The organism is Aeribacillus sp. FSL K6-8210 (assembly GCF_037963925.1).
In the GTDB taxonomy this organism is placed as follows: Bacteria; Bacillota; Bacilli; order Bacillales; family Aeribacillaceae; genus Aeribacillus; species Aeribacillus composti.
On record NZ_CP150172.1, the window covers coordinates 1,546,550 to 1,564,733 of the forward strand.

General features: G+C 39.8%; 12 protein-coding genes, 2 pseudogenes and 1 CRISPR repeat array. Of the genes and pseudogenes, 10 read left to right on the forward strand and 4 right to left on the reverse strand.

The window, feature by feature from the left end; genetic code table 11:
• Positions 1-480: 480 nt before the first annotated feature.
• A complete protein-coding gene (locus NSQ41_RS07500; protein ID WP_339199692.1) occupies positions 481-660 on the reverse strand; it encodes a hypothetical protein in 180 nt (59 codons plus the stop codon).
• A 464-nt stretch (positions 661-1,124) separates the two neighbouring features.
• Here NSQ41_RS07500 and NSQ41_RS07505 point away from each other — a divergent pair.
• Positions 1,125-2,220, forward strand: a pseudogene (locus NSQ41_RS07505) (IS3 family transposase).
• A 195-nt stretch (positions 2,221-2,415) separates the two neighbouring features.
• Here NSQ41_RS07505 and NSQ41_RS07510 read toward each other — a convergent pair.
• The 3 genes and pseudogenes from NSQ41_RS07510 to NSQ41_RS07520 form a co-directional block, all read right to left on the reverse strand.
• The gene (locus NSQ41_RS07510; RefSeq protein ID WP_339199694.1) at positions 2,416-2,976 is read right to left on the reverse strand and encodes a DUF1629 domain-containing protein; all 561 of its coding nucleotides are present in this window, start codon (positions 2,974-2,976) and stop codon (positions 2,416-2,418) included.
• On the reverse strand, positions 2,976-4,559 hold the full coding sequence (locus NSQ41_RS07515; protein ID WP_339211328.1) for an AHH domain-containing protein: 1,584 nt from the start codon (positions 4,557-4,559) through the stop codon (positions 2,976-2,978). Before NSQ41_RS07515 ends, NSQ41_RS07510 begins: the two co-directional genes overlap by 1 nt.
• 546 nt (positions 4,560-5,105) lie before the next feature.
• Positions 5,106-5,464: a CRISPR direct-repeat array (repeat unit 23 nt; unit sequence TCTTAACTATAAGGAATTGAAAC).
• 46 nt (positions 5,465-5,510) lie between these two features.
• Positions 5,511-6,389, reverse strand: a pseudogene (locus tag NSQ41_RS07520) (IS982 family transposase).
• Positions 6,390-6,553: 164 nt separating this feature from the next.
• Here NSQ41_RS07520 and NSQ41_RS07525 point away from each other — a divergent pair.
• From NSQ41_RS07525 to NSQ41_RS07565, 9 genes are all read left to right on the forward strand, one after another.
• On the forward strand, positions 6,554-6,748 hold the full coding sequence (locus NSQ41_RS07525; protein ID WP_063388265.1) for a hypothetical protein: 195 nt from the start codon (positions 6,554-6,556) through the stop codon (positions 6,746-6,748).
• Between the two features lie 1,259 nt (positions 6,749-8,007).
• A complete protein-coding gene (locus NSQ41_RS07530) occupies positions 8,008-9,690 on the forward strand; it encodes an AraC family transcriptional regulator (protein WP_339199700.1) in 1,683 nt (560 codons plus the stop codon).
• Positions 9,691-9,756: 66 nt separating this feature from the next.
• Positions 9,757-10,746 carry an ABC transporter substrate-binding protein gene (locus NSQ41_RS07535; protein ID WP_339211329.1) on the forward strand — a complete coding sequence of 330 codons (990 nt, stop codon included), beginning with the start codon at positions 9,757-9,759 and terminating at the stop codon, positions 10,744-10,746.
• Positions 10,747-10,766: 20 nt separating this feature from the next.
• A complete protein-coding gene (locus NSQ41_RS07540) occupies positions 10,767-11,774 on the forward strand; it encodes an iron ABC transporter permease (protein ID WP_339199705.1) in 1,008 nt (335 codons plus the stop codon).
• The gene (locus NSQ41_RS07545; protein WP_063388261.1) at positions 11,767-12,792 is read left to right on the forward strand and encodes an iron ABC transporter permease; all 1,026 of its coding nucleotides are present in this window, start codon (positions 11,767-11,769) and stop codon (positions 12,790-12,792) included. The genes NSQ41_RS07540 and NSQ41_RS07545 overlap by 8 nt, the downstream gene beginning before the upstream one ends.
• 349 nt (positions 12,793-13,141) lie before the next feature.
• Positions 13,142-14,008 carry an alpha/beta hydrolase-fold protein gene (locus NSQ41_RS07550; protein WP_066248444.1) on the forward strand — a complete coding sequence of 289 codons (867 nt, stop codon included), beginning with the start codon at positions 13,142-13,144 and terminating at the stop codon, positions 14,006-14,008.
• A gap of 334 nt (positions 14,009-14,342) precedes the next feature.
• Positions 14,343-15,716 (forward strand): IS1380-like element ISGsp2 family transposase, encoded by a 1,374-nt coding sequence (locus NSQ41_RS07555; protein ID WP_044899598.1) that lies wholly within the window; start codon positions 14,343-14,345, stop codon positions 15,714-15,716.
• 871 nt (positions 15,717-16,587) lie between these two features.
• Complete coding sequence (locus NSQ41_RS07560) at positions 16,588-17,484, forward strand: hypothetical protein (protein ID WP_339211331.1); 897 nt, start codon at positions 16,588-16,590, stop codon at positions 17,482-17,484.
• Between the two features lie 67 nt (positions 17,485-17,551).
• The gene (locus NSQ41_RS07565; RefSeq protein ID WP_179234345.1) at positions 17,552-17,908 is read left to right on the forward strand and encodes a VOC family protein; all 357 of its coding nucleotides are present in this window, start codon (positions 17,552-17,554) and stop codon (positions 17,906-17,908) included.
• Positions 17,909-18,184 lie beyond the last annotated feature (276 nt).

Consider the following 18,184-nt stretch of genomic DNA (forward strand, 5'->3'; position numbering starts at 1 on the left):
AGTTACAGAGTTTAATCCTAACTAAGATCCGTCTGAAGAAATAGTCGTGTACGAAACACCCCATTTTTAACTAAGCTGCCTTGTATGCGAATGCTCTGCAGTCGCAGGGATAATCACAGATCATCAACAACATCACTATTACTTGACTGTTATACGAATACAGCTCTTGTTGGAACTTCAATTACACCTTTATAGTTTTTTGTATTTTCCACTCTGGAAGTAAAGCTAAGTCAATTTTAGTCTGTATCCTATTGACTGCCTGAGAGGTTATAGCAAATGTTCCACCTGGATCTGCATGGCCACCAAAAAAAACTATTTTAAGAAAAAGATAGACTAAGAGTAACTATATCCAAAACTCGGGGGTTAATCCGATCTTTTTAAAAACTTGCAACTCCAAATACTTTCCAATTAAACCTAGATAATCAGCAAAATACTCATCTTCATCTAGGATCGTTATTCCTGCGTCTATTGAGTCCTTATTTAAAATACCTCGAATATAGTAACCCGAGCCAATACGCTCCAATTCTTCTTCTCATCGTATATTACTCTAATCTCTAACTCATCTAAAATTGTAAAACCGATTGAGACAGGATAACTTTTTCCTACTTCAATTTCATAGGGACATACAGAAGAGAAGCCTGTAAATTCAATTCCTTCCACCTCTAAGGTGACTTCCTTCTTCTATATGCGGGTCTAATCTTTTAACTAATGCAAAATACTCCATCTCTAACCCCCTCTTCTTACTCAACAGAATTGATTATCGGAATGTTTTTGCCGTTTATAGTTTTCCAAAACTTCTTGCCACTTTGAGTATGATAAGTGGTAATTCACTATTATTGTTCGTACCTACAAACTCAAATTTAGTTTTACCATCTCTGTTGTTACCCATAAATTTCACGTATCCTGTTCTAGTCTCTCCTTTATATTCAAATTGTACCTTAATTCAGTATACCCAAATTTGGTGTTTAGTCTACTTGACCTTAATTTTATTGTCCAGTTAAGAGTCGACGAGGATAAAGCCAAAGCCGTACAACGAGTGTTTGAGTTAAGAGAGCAACATAGAGAAATGTACAGTAAATCTATCAATCATAGGGAGTGTCTATAATGGCTAGACGTTTTGATAAGTGGTCGAGGAAGGAAAGGCGGTCGCTCAAATCGCAAGACAACTCGATATTTCACCAAAAACTCTTCATAAATGGGTCGCAGATTATAAAAAAGATGCCGAACATAGTTTTGTCGGAAGCGGAAACCTTAAACCAGAAGATCAAGAAAAGCGTGAACTTCAAAAGCGCATTCGGGATCTGGAGGAGGAAAACACCATCTTAAAAAAGGCCATGAGCATCTTCGCCAAAAACCAGAAGTAATTTATGAATTCATTCATACCCATAGAAAGGAGTTTCGTGTGGCGAAGATGTGCGAAGTCCTAGGTGTTTCAAGAAGTGGATATTATGCATGGGTCAAACGCCCAGAAAGTCAACAAAAGAAAAGACAGGAAGCGTTGAAAAAGCAAATCAAAAAGATTCACATCGAGTCAAGAGAAACGTATGGCAGCCCAAAAATCACAAAAATCCTTCAGAAGCAAGGGGTTGAGGACGGTCGCCAGAATCATGAAAGATGGTGATATTCGTTCAAAAACAAAGAAAAAATATAAGGCAACCACGAACTCGAAGCATCATTGGCCGGTGTATCCGAACTTATTAAATCAGCAGTTTGAAGCAGATGAGCCGAATCAAGTATGGGTGGCGGATATTACGTATATTTGGACGAAAGAAGGCTGGTTGTACTTAGCCTCCATCATGGATTTGTTTTCTCGTAAAATCGTAGGCTGGTATCTTTCCGAGCGTATGACAAAGGAGTTACCGGGCCATCCATCAGCGAAGTCCTCAACCTGGTCTGATTCACCATTCGGACCAAGGGGGCCAGCATGCATCGAATGAATACCAAGCCATGTTGAGGCAATACGGCATACAGACGAGCATGAGTCGAAAGGGAAACTGTTATGACAACGCATGTGCCGAATCGTTTCACAGCATCATGAAAAAAGAACTCATTTTCCACGAAACCTTTACGACAAGGGAAGAAGCGAAACAACGGATTTTTGAATACATTGAGTGTTTTTATAATGCCGAGCGAATTCATTCCGCTAATGAGTACATGTCCCCAATGGAGTATGAGAAGATGCATCGGCAAGACAAAAAGCAGCAACGTTTCTCACCATAAGTTACGATATAAGGGACATCTTTCCTCTTGAGAAGGGGAATGGTTTACCAAACCGTTCTCCTTCTCAAGAGGCCACCAAACGAAGTGCGGTAGTAGGATTTTAAATTTTTCTCGATTTTACGTGTCTATTTTCTTGACATAATACCATTAGACCCTTATGAGTCAGAGCCTTATTCCCGTATAAAATACCTATATTTAGATTACTTTAACTTCTAAAAAGTCACATCCTGTTATATTTTTTTTCTCTATTAATTCTCTAAGTTCTTCTGATATGAATATTGGAATTTCATCACCCTTGAGCTTAATAATATGCTTTGATTGTATCGCCTCCTTACATAAAGCATATTTTTTTATACTATATATACTTTCACCATCAAGTTCAAACACACTATAATCTGAATTTTCTAAGTTTAATGCATCAACAACATTCAAAATGTTAGCTACCGAAAAACCTTTTAAAATTTTGTTTTCACCTTTAATCACTACATTTATAGGCAGATATTGTATACCATCATCTACTTTCTCTAAAATCGCTTTAAATCTTTCAGAAACTATAAACCACCCTAAATTGTTTGCTAAGTAATCTGTTAACCTTTCGCCTTCTTTAGGATCAAAGTAAAAGGTGATTTCGCTATTCCAATTATGAATATACTTACCTTCCGATAATTCATATTGTTCAAATCCCTTTGTATCTATACAGTATGCTACTACATCTCTATCATCACTATCATCCATTAGCAACTTATAAAATCTCATTATTTCTTCCTCCAATAATCTTTATAAAGCATCTCCGGGTTCTTTCTAATTTCCTGTTTTACTTGTTCGAATAATCTTGAAAATTTCCTTTTATCCCCCTTAGCTATTTTATCAAAAGTTCTAATATTGCTTAACACATACTCGTGATAAGCATTTGGATGTCTTCCCTGATGAGGTAGTAATTCTATATTCCAAACGTCATCCAAATCTAGTCCATATTTTTTCGTTATAGCCTCTATTTGTGGAGTATATTTTTTACTTTTATTAGTAGCATAATGATGTTTTTGTAAAGGTTTACCCGTACCCTTAGTGCTAAGTTCAACGCCATCGTTGCCTGCTTTACCTCCGCCTAGATTTAACCCCGTCTTCTCACTTAGATAAGCTCGAACTTTATTCTCCAATCCATTGGTGTTTTCGACCGGAACTTTAACGTTCCCAATCCCTTCCATGGCAAATCCCATTTGCCGGTCAGGGATTGAATTTTTCAGATTGGTCAGGGCGTTGTCTACGAACCGGGCGGTTTTCAGTGCACTGTTTGCGCTTTTGTTTTTCAAATGGTGCGGGATTTCTTTTGCCAAGCTTTTAGCATTTCTAATGCGGGGGAATATGCCTTTTTCCGCACGAACCACCATATCCCGGACAGATGATTTGGACTGCAAACCCGTTTTCGTCGCTAATAATTTTAGATCACTGGCTTCTCTTAGATGGAAAAAACGGGCGGCGCTGCTGAATGTGAAAAGCCCCTTTACGCCAGGGACGATATCCAATGGAGAAAGGACACCACGGAATACTCGTTCGTCTGTTTTCAACTCTCTCCCTGAAATCCAGTCTTTTCCGGAAACGGCTGAACTTAATTCCAGTGTACCATAAGCTGTCCCCAATGCCATTCCTGCTGGCGGACAAATGAAGGAAGTGCCTACTATGACAGTTAGTGCCGTTATTTGTCCCCAAAACTCTTTGTTCATCTGCCCGTCTTTGATCGATTCATACTGGAAAGCTTGGGAATTCAATGCTTTCTGTATATATTCTTGTTTCGAAAAATTTGCTTTAGGGTTCAGTTCTTTCCATGAAGCGTATTCCCGTTCTATCAACTTAGCATAGTAGTTGCTGCCACTGAACAGATCTTCCAGTCCAACTTCCGCTTTCGGCACGTCGATTGTTTGTTGTGTGCTGTATGCTCCGGAAGCGACAACTGTTTTTTTGGCACCAATGTGATTTTTCGTTTTGATCTTTGATATGGATAAGTTGTGCATCGCTTCCACAAAAGCATCGATCTCTTGATAAAACTTATCATCGATGGTGCGGTCAACAATTTCTCCGACACGGCTGCTAAAGCGGTGCAAGACGAGATAATCTTCATATAATTGTTGATATTGTTTTTTTCGGTCTGTGTAGGTGAAAGAGATGACACCATCTGTGTCATATTTGGCGATGTCTGCTTGAACGTCTTCGAGAAGATCGTTTAGATCTTTTAATTTATCAATCATACCTTTGCCCCATACACCGAGACCGACCAGGTCGCCAATACCTTTCTTCGTCTTTTCCCATTCAGAAGGGATATACTTGACATTCACTGCCTTCATGCCTCCGATTGAAACGAAATGGATTCCAACATGTGGAACAGCTTTCTGTTTCATTATAAGAGAAAATATGTAACTTTTGGTAAACAGGAAGAAAAAAAGGGAATTTTAAGTAAAAACTACCAATCATTTTTCAGATCATGTTCTTATTTTAGATCGTAGGAACCGATCGAATAGACCTAAACCAATTTTTCCAGAATGAAACGTTAAATATGGTCTCACTCTTGCTTCAAATGAATGAGAAGGATAAACCTAGAATATAAAATGAGCCGGATGTTTACTTTATTAAAACAGATGGGTCAGGTAAAATAGTTGATAAAACATGGATTTCATTGTCGGCAGGCAAACTTTGAAATCTGTTTTAAACGGAAATAAAAAAGAGTCGTCGACCCCCAATCGTGCAAAAATCCCAGGGGATCGACGACTCTTTTAAATCTCCATTGAGCCCACGCAAATCAAAGATTTGATAAAAATTCCCCTTTTCGTTAAAATAAAAATAACCAGTCAAGCATTAAAAATGAAATGCTTATTTAACAACGTTTTTTGGGGTTTCTTAACTATAAGGAATTGAAACATGCTGTTAATGCTTCCAGCGATACGGAAAACTCGAGCGGTTTCTTAACTATAAGGAATTGAAACATGTTCATAACCTCGCCCCCTAATAAAAATGGGCTTCCTCGTTTCTTAACTATAAGGAATTGAAACATGATATGACTTTCTAGATCCCCGAACCAAGTCATATCCGTTCTTATCTTAACTATGAGGAATTGAAACCTGCCCCTTGCGGAAAGGTTTTGCATGACTGTATGGGGTCTTATCTTAACTATAAGGAATTGAAACTTGTAGAACAGCCTTTCATTGATCAGTGTTAAAAGGTTTTTATCTTAACTATGAGGAATTAAGCCCCTGTATCTAAGAAAATATGCTAGTCTAACCCATGGTGCTAGTTGAGCGTCAACGCTCAACTAGCCCAAGAACAACGAGCGAATAGGCCAATAAAATGGCATCAAGCGCCGTTTCAAATCCAGAGATCGAATTGGCGCGAATTTTCGTGATCCGAAATGAATCCACTAAAACCGAGAACGCGGTTTCGACGATTTTGCGTTTTCACTTCATCCATTGTTTCCATTCTTTTGATTGCACCACACGTTGATTTTTTCGGGCAGGCGTCCAAAAAGCGATCTTGTATTCATCGTACAGCTTCTTTTGCAGGGCTTGGCTCACATATCCTTTGTCGCCAAGTGTATACGGATGAGGAAGTTGAGTCATCACTGTTTCCGCAGCTGTCCGATCGTGGCAGGATGCCTCGGTCAGGACATATCCCATCGGAAGCGCTTGGTCGGTAATCTGAAGATGAAGCTTAAACCCATAGTAAACCATCTTTTTGGATGCACAATACCCAATATCTGCGATTCCTTGAAATCGTTTGACGCGATACATTCGTGCGTGGTGGCAGAGTTCAATGGGTAAGCTGTCCACTACCGCATAAGCGTGATGTTGTCCACGTTTGGCGAGTTGGTGACGAATCCATTTGATCGCCCAACGCAAAGAACGGCATCGACGGTTGTATCGAGAGCGCTCTAGGAACTTTTCCTTGGTGAACAGGTTTCCAATGACAAATCGATGCCAAGCCCGTTCCGAAGTAAAACCCAGCAATTTTCCAAGAACGTGAATGGCGATGATAACCTCATCCTCTTGCTTCAACAAATGACGATTTCGACGTTGCAAATACATCTGAATACAAGACAGTTGTGCTGATACAACGAATAAGATCGCGGTATATTGCTTTTGAATTTTTGCTTGGTTTATTGTAAAATGAAAGTGCTCTTGCATGGAACTTCTCCTTTTGAATGTTTGTTCGCACTTTCATTTTAAAGGAGATCCTCATGCAAGGGCTGTTTTTATGTCTCGAGATTTTATCTAGCACCACGGGTGCTAGTCTACTAATAAGTGAAGCTATAAAAGAGCGCTAGACGAATACCAAAGGAGCGCATGAAATGACGTGTAAAGAACCTAAATTTACAAAAAGTCCTTTCTTCGTTGATGAACCGGGTAACTGGCACCTAAAGCCTGGAGCGCCGGAAGACATAGTAAAAGAGTTTAATGAATATATGGAAGCCCAAAAAATGTGTGTAGAAGCTCCGAAGTTAGACGAAGCAGAGTTAGAAAAAATCCTTTCAGATCAGAGCTAAAAAAACTTTGAACGACTCTTTTTTCTACTGGCTGCTTCCCGTACAAGTATCAATAGGGTCTTGGGGCAGTTGTGATGGAAACGCACAGAATTTCACATTCAGCGCTGTAAAGCAGCTGGTTTAATCTTAACGAAGCTTTGGCATTGTCAGGGAAACACATCATTTAAATTGGTGTGTATTCTTTCATAATACATTAACAAATCCTTCGGGTAAGAAATGTTAAAGTGGAGCGAATGATTACGAAAATATGAGTGATGAAAACCGTAATGATTGCAAGGACCAATCAGTAACAAATTGGCAAAAGAACCTAATCTGTGAATCAACGCCACAACGCGTTGATTCTTTTTGTGCGCCCGGCATGGGTGTAATCTATAGGGTGAAAGTCCCGAGCTGCGAAGGCAGAAGTAGCAGTTAGCTTAACGCAAGGGTGTCCGTGGTGACGCGGAATCTGAAGGAAGCGAGCGGCAAACTTCCGGTCTGAGGAACACGAACTTCATATGAGGCTAGGTATCACTGGGTGAGTTTGCAAGACAAAACAAAGCCCTTTCTGCCGAAGGTGATACAGAGTAAATGAAGCAGATGGATGGAAGGAAAGATTACACTCTTACCCGGGGAGGTCTGGCGGATATGTGAAGTACGCTTCATAACCTACTTAGTGATAAGTAGCTGAACCGTCAGAAGTCAGCAGAGGTCATAGTATTAGTTGGTCTAGAACAACTAAGAAGGACCGAACAATTAAGAGAGAATAGCCCTTGGCATTCAGTGAGTCATGATGAACACAGAAAACGTAGTACCTCACTTGAGGGAGGAAGCGGTGAATCCCGTGGGAGATCTCTTGGAGGGTGGAGTGACCACTGGCATAAAGAGAACAGCTATTCACGGAAGTTATAAAGACTTGCGTCAATTATCTTAATTGAACCGCCGTATACGGAACCGTACGTACGGTGGTGTGAGAGGACGGGAGTTAATCGCTCCCTCCTACTCGATTTCGCGCTTTTCGATATGAAACAAATTTGTTTTTAGCGTTTCCTAAATCGAATTCTTGAGTCCAAAGTGATAAACATTAAGACTAAAGAACTGTCTCGTCATTTAACTTTTAAAAAAGAGAAGAATTTGGTATGATTATAAACAATAATGATAATCATTATCATTTATAATCTTTGTGTTAAAATATTTTCCTTGCTGTTCTTCCAATATTTGAAAAGAAATGAACATGCTAGTTGACATAAAGATACAACTAATTAGGAAGGTGGAAGCTGATGAGTGGACATAGTTTTGTTGTGAAAGAGGTTTCGAATAATTTATCTTTAGATGACTTGTCTTTTAGACTTCGAGATATTGAGTTATTAAAACGGAATGGAAATTTGCAAATTGAGCAGCAGCTAACCTTCTCATATGTTCTTATCATAGTGGTGAACGGACATGGACAATTGACGCTGGGCACAACCGAGTATCGGATTCAACAAAATCATGTGTATGCGTGTAAACCTGGAGAGACTTATGGAGGTGAAATACAGGCTCTCGATGAAACAGAAATCTACCTGTTGAAGTTTGAGGTGTTCCGATCAACCGATCAAAGGTATGAATGCATGGTAAATGAGAAAGATGGACGTTTATTTTCTCTGCAAGGTGAAATTCAAGTGTTCCCTTTTGATCAACTCACCTCATTGTGCAAATCGATCTTTCAATATTGGGATAGTGATGACGAGCTGGAACGCTTCCGCAGTCAGTTTACTTTCCAAAAATTGCTCTATATTATTTTGAAAAGCCGATCTTTTTTACATAACGGATCGTGTGCAGCGCTTGAACTGGCAAAGGACTATATGGACCATTATTATTATGAAAATTTGTCCATCGAGCAATTGGCAGCAATCGCAAAAATCAGCCCGAAATATTTTGTCGATTTATTTAAAAAAACGTACGGAATTAGTGCTATCGACTATTTGACAGAGCTGCGGATCAATAAAGCAAAACAGCTTATGGCACAGTCTCATGCCAAGCTAAAAGATATTGCCCATCAAATCGGCTACAACGATGAATTTTATTTTAGCCGCAAATTCAAGAAGCAGGTTGGAGTTACACCAACACATTATATGAAAAGACGACGCCGTAAAATAGCTGCTTATCGCTCTCCCATTACCGGTCAATTGCTGGCTCTTAAAATCATCCCGTATGCTGCGCCGCTTCATCCGAAATGGACCGCTTATTATTATAAGGAGTATCGTACAGATATCTCTGTCCATCTCAATGCTTATCGGAATGGGCAAAAATGGGAGTCCAACATCGAAAAGCTGCTTCAAGCAAAACCTGAAGTAGTCATAAGTACGGATGATCTAGATGAAATGGAGAAAGAAAAATTATCTCGGGTTGCTCCAATTTATTATATTCCGTGGCAGGAGAAAAATTGGCGGGAACAGCTGATGCTGACAGCTGAATTTTTAGGTGAAACGCAAGAAGCTGAGGACTGGCTTAAAAACTATGACAGAAAAGTAAAGCATGCACGAGAATGGGTGAAAAATAAAGTGAAGGACGATACTTTCCTCATTTTACGAATTTCCAAACAGAATTTGTATGTTCATTGCAATCGGAGTATTTCAGATATTTTATTTCATGAATTGCAGCTGGCATCTGCGTATAATTGCAATCAATTAACCCGCGATGAACGAATGACAATAGATCAGTTAATTGAATTAGATCCTGATCGGCTTCTCTTGCTAATTCGCCAAGAAGAAGAAACGTTAGCTTATTGGAAAACTTTGCAATATTCGTTGCCATGGCAAGAATTGAGCGCAGTTCGAAATAATCAAGTTTATTTCATTTCCTCAGATCCATGGCTGGAGTATTCTGCCAGCGCGCACGAACGAATAATTGACGAAATGGTAAGTCTTTTTTCTGGAAATCGTCCAAAAAGAATTCTGGATACTGTCCATGGTCATATATAAGAAAGACTTTTTATAATTAAAAATGATAATTATTATCAATTGGATGATAGGAGGACATTCTATATTATGAAAAGAAAACTGCTTTACTATGGACTTATCACGCTAATTATTCTTTTATTGGCGGCTTGCGGCGGTAATAAGGAGCAAACCAGCAGCACAGGGGGAGATTCAAGCAGTAAAACGGAGCAGAAGAAGGAAGCTGAATCAAGTGAAACGAGAACGATCAATTATCTCGGCAAAGAATATACGGTTCCTAAAAACGTAGAAAAAATTGTAATCACCGGCAGTATGGAAACGATGGAGGATGCGCTCGTATTGGGCGTTGAGCCTGCTGGAGGCATCACGGTTGGGGGAAAGTTCCTAGAAATGTTCAAGGATATTACAGCTTCAACCGTTTCGATTGGAGAGAAGGCACAGCCAAACATTGAATCGATCCTGAAGCTGAAACCGGATGTCATTTTCGCTACCACAAAGTTTAAACCAGACGTTATTGAAAAATTAGAGAAAATTGCTGTCACGATCCCGGTTTCCCATATATCAACAAATTGGGAAGATAACCTGCGATTATTGGCTGAACTTACGGGGAAACAGGATCTAGCAGAAAAAGTTTTAAAGGAATATCAAGATGACCTCGAAAAGGTGAAAGCACAAATAGGCGAGAAGTTCAAAGATAAAAAAGTAGCTATCGTTCGTATTAGAAGCGGTAATATTATGATCTATTCGAAAGATATATTTTTCAACCCTTCATTATACGAAGATTTAGGATTTACCGTACCGGAAGAAATCCAAAATGCCAAAGCGCAGGAAGTGATTTCGTTAGAAAAATTTAGCGAAATGAATCCAGATTATCTCTTTGTCCAATTTTCAGAGGATGAGAACCAAGAGAATCCAAAAGCACTAGAGGAATTGCAAAAGAATCCGATCTGGAAAAGCATTAATGCGGTTAAAAACGACAAAGTATTCGTAAACGTTGTGGATCCGTTGGCACAAGGCGGTACAGCATGGAGTAAAATTCAATTCTTAAAAGCAGCGACTGAAAAATTGGCAAATGAATGATGCAGGGCGGGAATCATATTATGCGCTTAAAGATTCCTATATCCATTCTCATTTTATGTTCTTCACCTATTGCGTTTGTGCTCATAGTTCTATTATCTATACTTTATGGAGCGAAAGATATAAATTTCGAAACGGTTTGGGAGGCGTTCTTTCATTTTGATCCGGAAAATGTAAATCACCAAATTGTAATACATTCCCGTTTGCCAAGAGCGATTGGAGCACTTTTAATCGGAATTTTCTTGGCCATATCTGGATCGATCATGCAGGGAATGACGAGGAACTATCTTGCCTCCCCTTCGATTTTGGGAGTTTCTGACGGATCGGTTTTCGCTATTACACTCTGCATGATTTTCATGCCGGATGCATCATCTTTGAGCATGATAATATTTTCACTACTCGGTTCAGCCATTGCTGTTGGCTTCGTCTTCGGCGTGGCGTCGCTTATGCCAAACGGAATGTCACCCGTTCGAATGGCGATCATCGGAACTATTATTGGAACGTTTCTCAGCAGTATTTCCGCTGCCTCGTCAACGTATTTTCAAGTATCGCAAAACATCAGTTTTTGGTATAATGCCCGGCTGCATCAGATGGATCCCTTTCTAATAAAACTTGCGATTCCTTTTGCAATTGTCGGGATCATAATGGCTCTTTATATTTCCAAATCGCTCACAATTCTTTCTTTAGGTGAAGAAGTTTCTGTGAGTTTAGGACAGAAAACGGTGTTGGTCAAAGCGTTAGCAATGACCAGCACCGTCATTTTGACTGGTATTTCTGTTGCCTTGGCAGGAAATATTGGATTTGTTGGTTTAATCATTCCGCACATAACCCGATTTTTAATTGGAATCGATTATAGGTGGGTTATTCCTTGCGCCGGAGTACTTGGAGGTATTTTTTTAGCACTGTCCGATATTTTAAGCAGATTTTTGAATTACCCGTTTGAGACTCCTATTGGAGTTGTCACTTCCCTAATCGGAGTTCCTTTCTTCCTCTATTTAATTTACAAGAGAGGAGGAGGAACATATGCATAAACAAATGGCGAGACGATTTTGGACAGTGATGCTGATCAGTATAGTCTTTATTTTTGCTGCAATATATGTCAGCTTAACAAACGGTGAATTTGATATTAAAGTTATCGATATAGTAAAGACTTTGCTGCGGGTTGATCCTAATTCTGAGCATGATTTGGTCATATTTGAATTTCGCTTGCCCCGTATTTTAATAGCTTCATTGATTGGATTTGGTTTTGCAGTGGCGGGTGCAACCTTACAGGGGATTAGCAGAAATGGACTTGCAGACCCTGGCGTTTTAGGAATCAATTCAGGGGCAGGAGCCGCTATCGTTATTTTTATGCTCTTTTTTGAAGGGCAAATAACGGGAAGCGGATGGCTGTCAACTTTGGCAATGCCGCTGTTTGGTTGGATAGGCGGACTGGCTTCAGCACTATTGATTTATTTATTCTCATGGCGAAATGGAAAACTAGATTCCGAACGTGCGATTTTGGTTGGAATTGCAATAGGATTTGGGTTTGGGGCCTTGTCTATGTTTTTATCCTTGAAAATGAACCCTCAGGATTTTGAAATGGCGACAGTTTGGTTGAATGGAAGTATATGGAATGCTAATTGGAAATACATTGTCTCTATTTTGCCTTGGCTCGTCATATTAGTTCCTATTATTATAAAAAAATCGTATATACTCGACTTGCTTCAATTAGGAGAAGATAGAGCAATAGGACTGGGAATTCGTACGGAAAAAGAAAAAAATGTGTTCCTTTTATGCAGTATCGGAATTGTGAGCGCTTGTGTCTCTGTGGCTGGAAACATTGTATTTGTCGGTTTGATAGCACCGCACATCGCCAAGCGTTTGGTCGGAATCCATCATTTTTGGCTAATTCCCGTCAGCGGAACGGTCGGCATGCTTATGGTCATTGTCTCCGATTATATTGCCAGAACTGTTTTTTCTCCAGCTGAATTGCCAGTCGGGATTGTCATTTCCATCATCGGTGTTCCTTATTTCATTTATTTATTATTTAAAGATAGTAAAAAATGAAACGTGGAATTGTGTAAATGATTCATAAGTTCAAAGGTCATCCCGCATCATCTGACCTAATTATTTTCATATAGATGAGAATCATCGTTCGGCACCATTTTGGCATTACTAAGCGATGTCTTAAATACTAGGTAAAGTCTTATGAACCATAGAAGGTGATCCATTCAAAATATCGGCTACCCATCAGGTTGTTTTAATGAAGGAAGAGCCCGTTTTGCCCGTCAGAAAATAGAGTACCAGTTGTGAATACATATGTTTGTCGGCTTTGGAAAGGAGATTGAAATGTTCATTTGGAGGGTTGTAATTTTTGCCCCGATGATATCAATCAATGATATGGAGGCGTTTAACCATGCATAGGAAAAAAGATAAACAAGCTGATGTGATGGACAAAGATACTGCTGGCCGAGAAGTTAGCATTCCGAGTACTGAACAATTTTTAATACGTTCAAAAGAAAATCGGCAATACAAAATTTTGCTTGGTATACCTGATGTGCCTCCTCCTCCTTCAGGCTTTCCAGTTATTTATTTCTTGGATGCTAATGCTATATTCGGAACAATGTTTGAGGCAGTCCGTATCCAATCAAGGCGGCCCGAAAGGACAGGAATCGTTCCAGCACTAGTAGTCGGCATCGGTTACCATATCGAAAAACCGTTTTCTCCTGAACGCTATTATGATTTTACACTGACTCCGCCAGCTTCGGAATTGTATTCGAGACGAGAGGGGACAGACAGACCAGAATATGGCGGAGCGGAACAGTTTTTGCAATTTATTGATGGGGAGCTTAAACCGCTGATCGAAAGCAGGTTCAAAATTGATAAAGACAGACAAGCGATTTTTGGTCATTCACTCGGCGGCCTCTTCGTATTACAAACATTGTTTACAAAGCCGTACGCCTTCAATACGTATATCGCAGGCAGCCCGTCCATTCATTGGAATAAATCGCTTCTACTTGATGCAGAGCAAAAATTTATCTCTAGTCTAGAAAATGATAAGCATCATATACGATTATTAATCACTGTAGGAGAATTGGAAAAATTCCATAAAAGCGGCATGAATGCGAACGCTAAAGAGCTTGCAGAACGACTATTACGACTTGATCAAAACAATTTTCACGTGGAATTTAAAGAATTTGAGGATGAAGGCCATGTGTCCGTGCTGCCGGCGTTGATTAACCGTGCTGTGAGGTTTGCACTAAGCGAAAAGCAGGGCACATAATCTGTCAAGGCTCTTATCATGCTTAATAAAGAGAGCGAACTTTTTTCAAAAATTTGAACTGAACCCAAAAAGTTAGACACGGAAATTTAGGCAACTGTTTGGGCATGAATTCGGTATTACACCGGACTCATGCCTTTTAATTTTGCCTTATATGTGATTCAGCATGGAATTTTTGGAAGAAACTCATCAATTTTTTGAAGTGGGAATGTCGAGAAATAAATGGACATTTCAAAAATATCCTGAATCCGTGACAAAACATCTTTACAATGGTCGCAAACCGTTGATACGATAAGGGAAAACGACGTTGACGATTCTTCATCAAGTAGGTGATGTGATGAAAGATTTCCCGATTCGGTTTGTATTGACAGATGAAGCGATTACCCCAAGTGCTGGGCTTGCTCTCGTTGGCTACTTACTCCATCGAACGAAACTGGATAAACGGGTAAACGCACTTCGGCTTCCAACGGTTCGTCGAGAAGTGCACATTTCCCATAGCGATGTCATTCGCTCGATGATTGGCTTGCTTGCCACAGGAAAAACGGATTTCGATCATATCGAAGCGTATCGTCAGGACGATATCTTTTCGGCATCGATGGGGATTCAGCACGTGCCTTCCTCTCCAACCTTGCGACAACGACTCGATCAGCTCGCTTGTCTTCCGATGACCGAAACGATTCTTTGGGAGGAGTCCATACGTCTGTTGATTCAACGACATGCCACTTTGTCCCCTTGTTGGACCAAAGGAAAGACGACATGGCTTCCCCTTGATATAGATGGTTCCCCATTTGACAACTCCGATACGAAAAAAGAAGGAGTCAGTCGAACGTATAAAGGATTTGACGGTTTTACACCGTTGTTTGCGTATGCAGGGAAGGAAGGGTATCTCGTTCATGCCGAGTTGCGTCCAGGGAAACAACATGTGCAAGACAACATGCCCTCGTTTTTAGTCACCGCTATCCGTCGAGCTCGTCAACTGACTTCATCTCGTCTGCTTGTTCGCATGGATGCAGGAAACGATGCAGAAGCGAATGTGCACGTATGCCTAAAGGAAGACGTGGACTTTGTCATCAAGCGAAACTTACGCCGAGAATCGAAAGCGCTTTGGTTCCAGATCGCTTCGCAAAAGGGCAAACGTGTCGATGATGGACAAAGCGAAGGAGTACAAACCTATGAGCTATGCCTTCCACAGAAGGCAGCGATCGATGGAAACACGTATACGTACGTTCAAGTCACCCAAGTGACGGAACGGACGATGGAACGCAATGGACAGCTGATGCTCGTTCCTGATTATGAAGTGGAAAGCTATTGGGTGCGGCTCAAAGGATACGAGCATGTTCGAATGAGCGATGTGCTCGCGTTGTATCATGACCATGCGACATGCGAACAGTTTCATAGCGAACTGAAGAGCGACTTAGATTTAGAGCGGCTTCCATCTGGGAAGATGAAAACGAATGCGCTCGTGTTGGTCATGGGAGCCTTCGTTTACAATCTTCTTCGTCTGATTGGACAAGATCTATTAAGCGATCCGAGACATCCGTTGCACCACAAAGTGAAACGCCGCCGCATCAAGACGATTATTCAGACGGTGATCACGATGGCAGGGCGACTCGTCCGTCGATCACGACAGATCTGGATGAAACTGACGCGAAGGAGTGGCTATAGCGAGCCCCTACTGAACGTCTATCAGAAATGGAGAGAGGCAAGATAACGAACGAATGTTCGGGCACTGATGTCCAACGTCACTCCCTGTGCTTTTTTGTCTATTTTTTTGGTTCGTATACCTAAAAAAGAGATTTGTTCCATTTTCGGAAATAGAGATGACATAGGTCATAAGCATAAAAGGGGTTTTATGGATTATCAATCCATCAAAATTACAACAAAATCAAAGTCGATTTCAATTCATCACGGATTCAGGCTATGACTTACATCTATTTTCAGCGAACCAAAAAAATTCCCACAAAGTCTTGACTGACTCATTTTAAATTTGTGTCTTGACGATGGGGTCCACCTTATTTTATAATCGGAGTAATTTAAGCATAAAGGAGTGAGAGAAATGCGAAGTAGTATATCTTACATCGGTTGGAGGGATGATAGGATACGGAATTGTATCGTTTATTATAGAAAGGATGGTATTTCGTGAATTTTGCTTCTGTACGCATCATCACCGACGACGTGGGCAATTTGGGGTTCTTCAATATTTAGAAGAACATCCAAAAGTCTCACAAAAACAAGCGGAAGCCTTCAAAATTGATCGGACAACAATGGTATCTCAAATTGATTATTTGGAGGAAATCCAGTGTGTGCAACGAGTGAGGAATCCAAAAGATAGGGGATTTTTTGCGTTGAGGGTCACGAAACAAGCCAAGGAGAAATTAAGGTAGGGGGAGCATTATCTCGAAACTATTGAATTGGATGTTCTTTTAGGGCTTTCAGTCAAGGAGCAAAAGGAACTCAAATCGATTTTATTAAGGGTATGGACAACCATATCGAAGAAGTAAAAATAATGAATCGTATTGGAAGAAAATTCGATTGTGACTGTTAATGGGTTTGGAACCCATGGAAAAAGGTGATTTTTAATGTTGTACAAGAAAATTGGTGAGTTATTCCCTAAACCCCCTTTTGATTTTGAAAAAACCATAAGGTTTTTAGGTGGATTTCCCCCAACTAAAAAAGAACAAACACTGAATGAAAATCATCTAACCAAAGCCATTTTAATGAATGATCAAATATTTGTCTTTGATTTACAATCAGAAGGTGATATTGAAAACCCAAAATTGATATACACCATATTTTCAGACAAGGATATCTCGGATAAGAGCTTAAAAATGCTTGAGAAGAAAATCGATCATTTTTTAAGTTTATCTGATGATCTCAAGGAATTTTATACTTTGGCATCGGAAGATCCGTGGTTCCAACACATTAATAAAAAACTATATGGTTATCATCAGGTTAAATTTCTTACCCCTTTTGAAAGTGCCTGCTGGGCGATTTTTACCCAAAAGACACCCACGAATATCGCCAAGGAAATCAAGATGAGATTCTGTGAAAATTTTGGTCAATCACTAGAAATAAACAATCAATGTTATTCTGCATTTCCCGAGCCGGTAAATATCCTTAGGGCTTCCGAGGAAGAAGTAGCAGAAATGGTCAAAAATAAGCGAAAGACCCAATATTTGATGTCAGTCTGCGAAGCATTTTCCGATGTTGATGAACAGTTCCTCACCGACGGAGATTATGATGAAGTTGAATATTGGTTAAAAGCCATTAAAGGAATAGGTGAATGGTCAGCCTCGTTTATTCTTATCAGAGGGATTGGGAGAATGGAACGATTACCTGTTAGCGAAAAAATGCTATTAAAGGTGTTTTCGGAAACTTATAAAGGTGATCAGGATGTTAAGGTGATTGCTAATCATTATGGAAATTGGAAAGGATATTGGGCCCATTATCTTCGTGCTTTGGGTGCATTTACAAAATAGAGTAGTATAAAATCGTTCAAAATACAAAATGCTAATATATACCACAATATTAAAGGAGATGAAGTACATGGCTACACCGCAACTCGACTTTTCATCTATTCAGGTAAGGGATCTTGAAAAATCACGTGAATTTTATCAGAATACCTTAGGTTTTGAAATTGAAAATGAAAATCCAGGAGCCTATGTCTTTAAAAATGAAAAGGGCGCTTCTTTTGCTATTAGAAAACCTTTGGTTGATTTGGACAGAGCAGGCAAGCTTGGATGGGGAGTCGCACTTTGGTTTTCCGTTCCTGACGTGGAAAAACGATATGATGATGTGCGTGGCAAAGAAGTGAAGATTGTTAAGGATTTAACAGACAGTCCCTTTGGTAAGGTGTTTACAGTAGAAGATCCTGATGGATATTATATTACTTTCCACGGATAAAATCCCCCTTCGTTTGTACAAAGATATAGAATGTTTTGCCGTTAAAGGGCACTTTTCTGGAGTAAGATAATTATTTATGGACTGAATGGTAAAAACCGATCAGTCTATTTTTTGTCAATAGGGTACACTCTATTGATAAGGGTTTGGCTCCTTGATATTATTAGCTTGATAGACTTTCAATAACACCTATCGTTTTGAAATCGGTTGCACCGTTTTGCTACTTTGGATATGCTTTATATAAACCCAGATTACGAAAGTAAAATAGTAACCTGAATC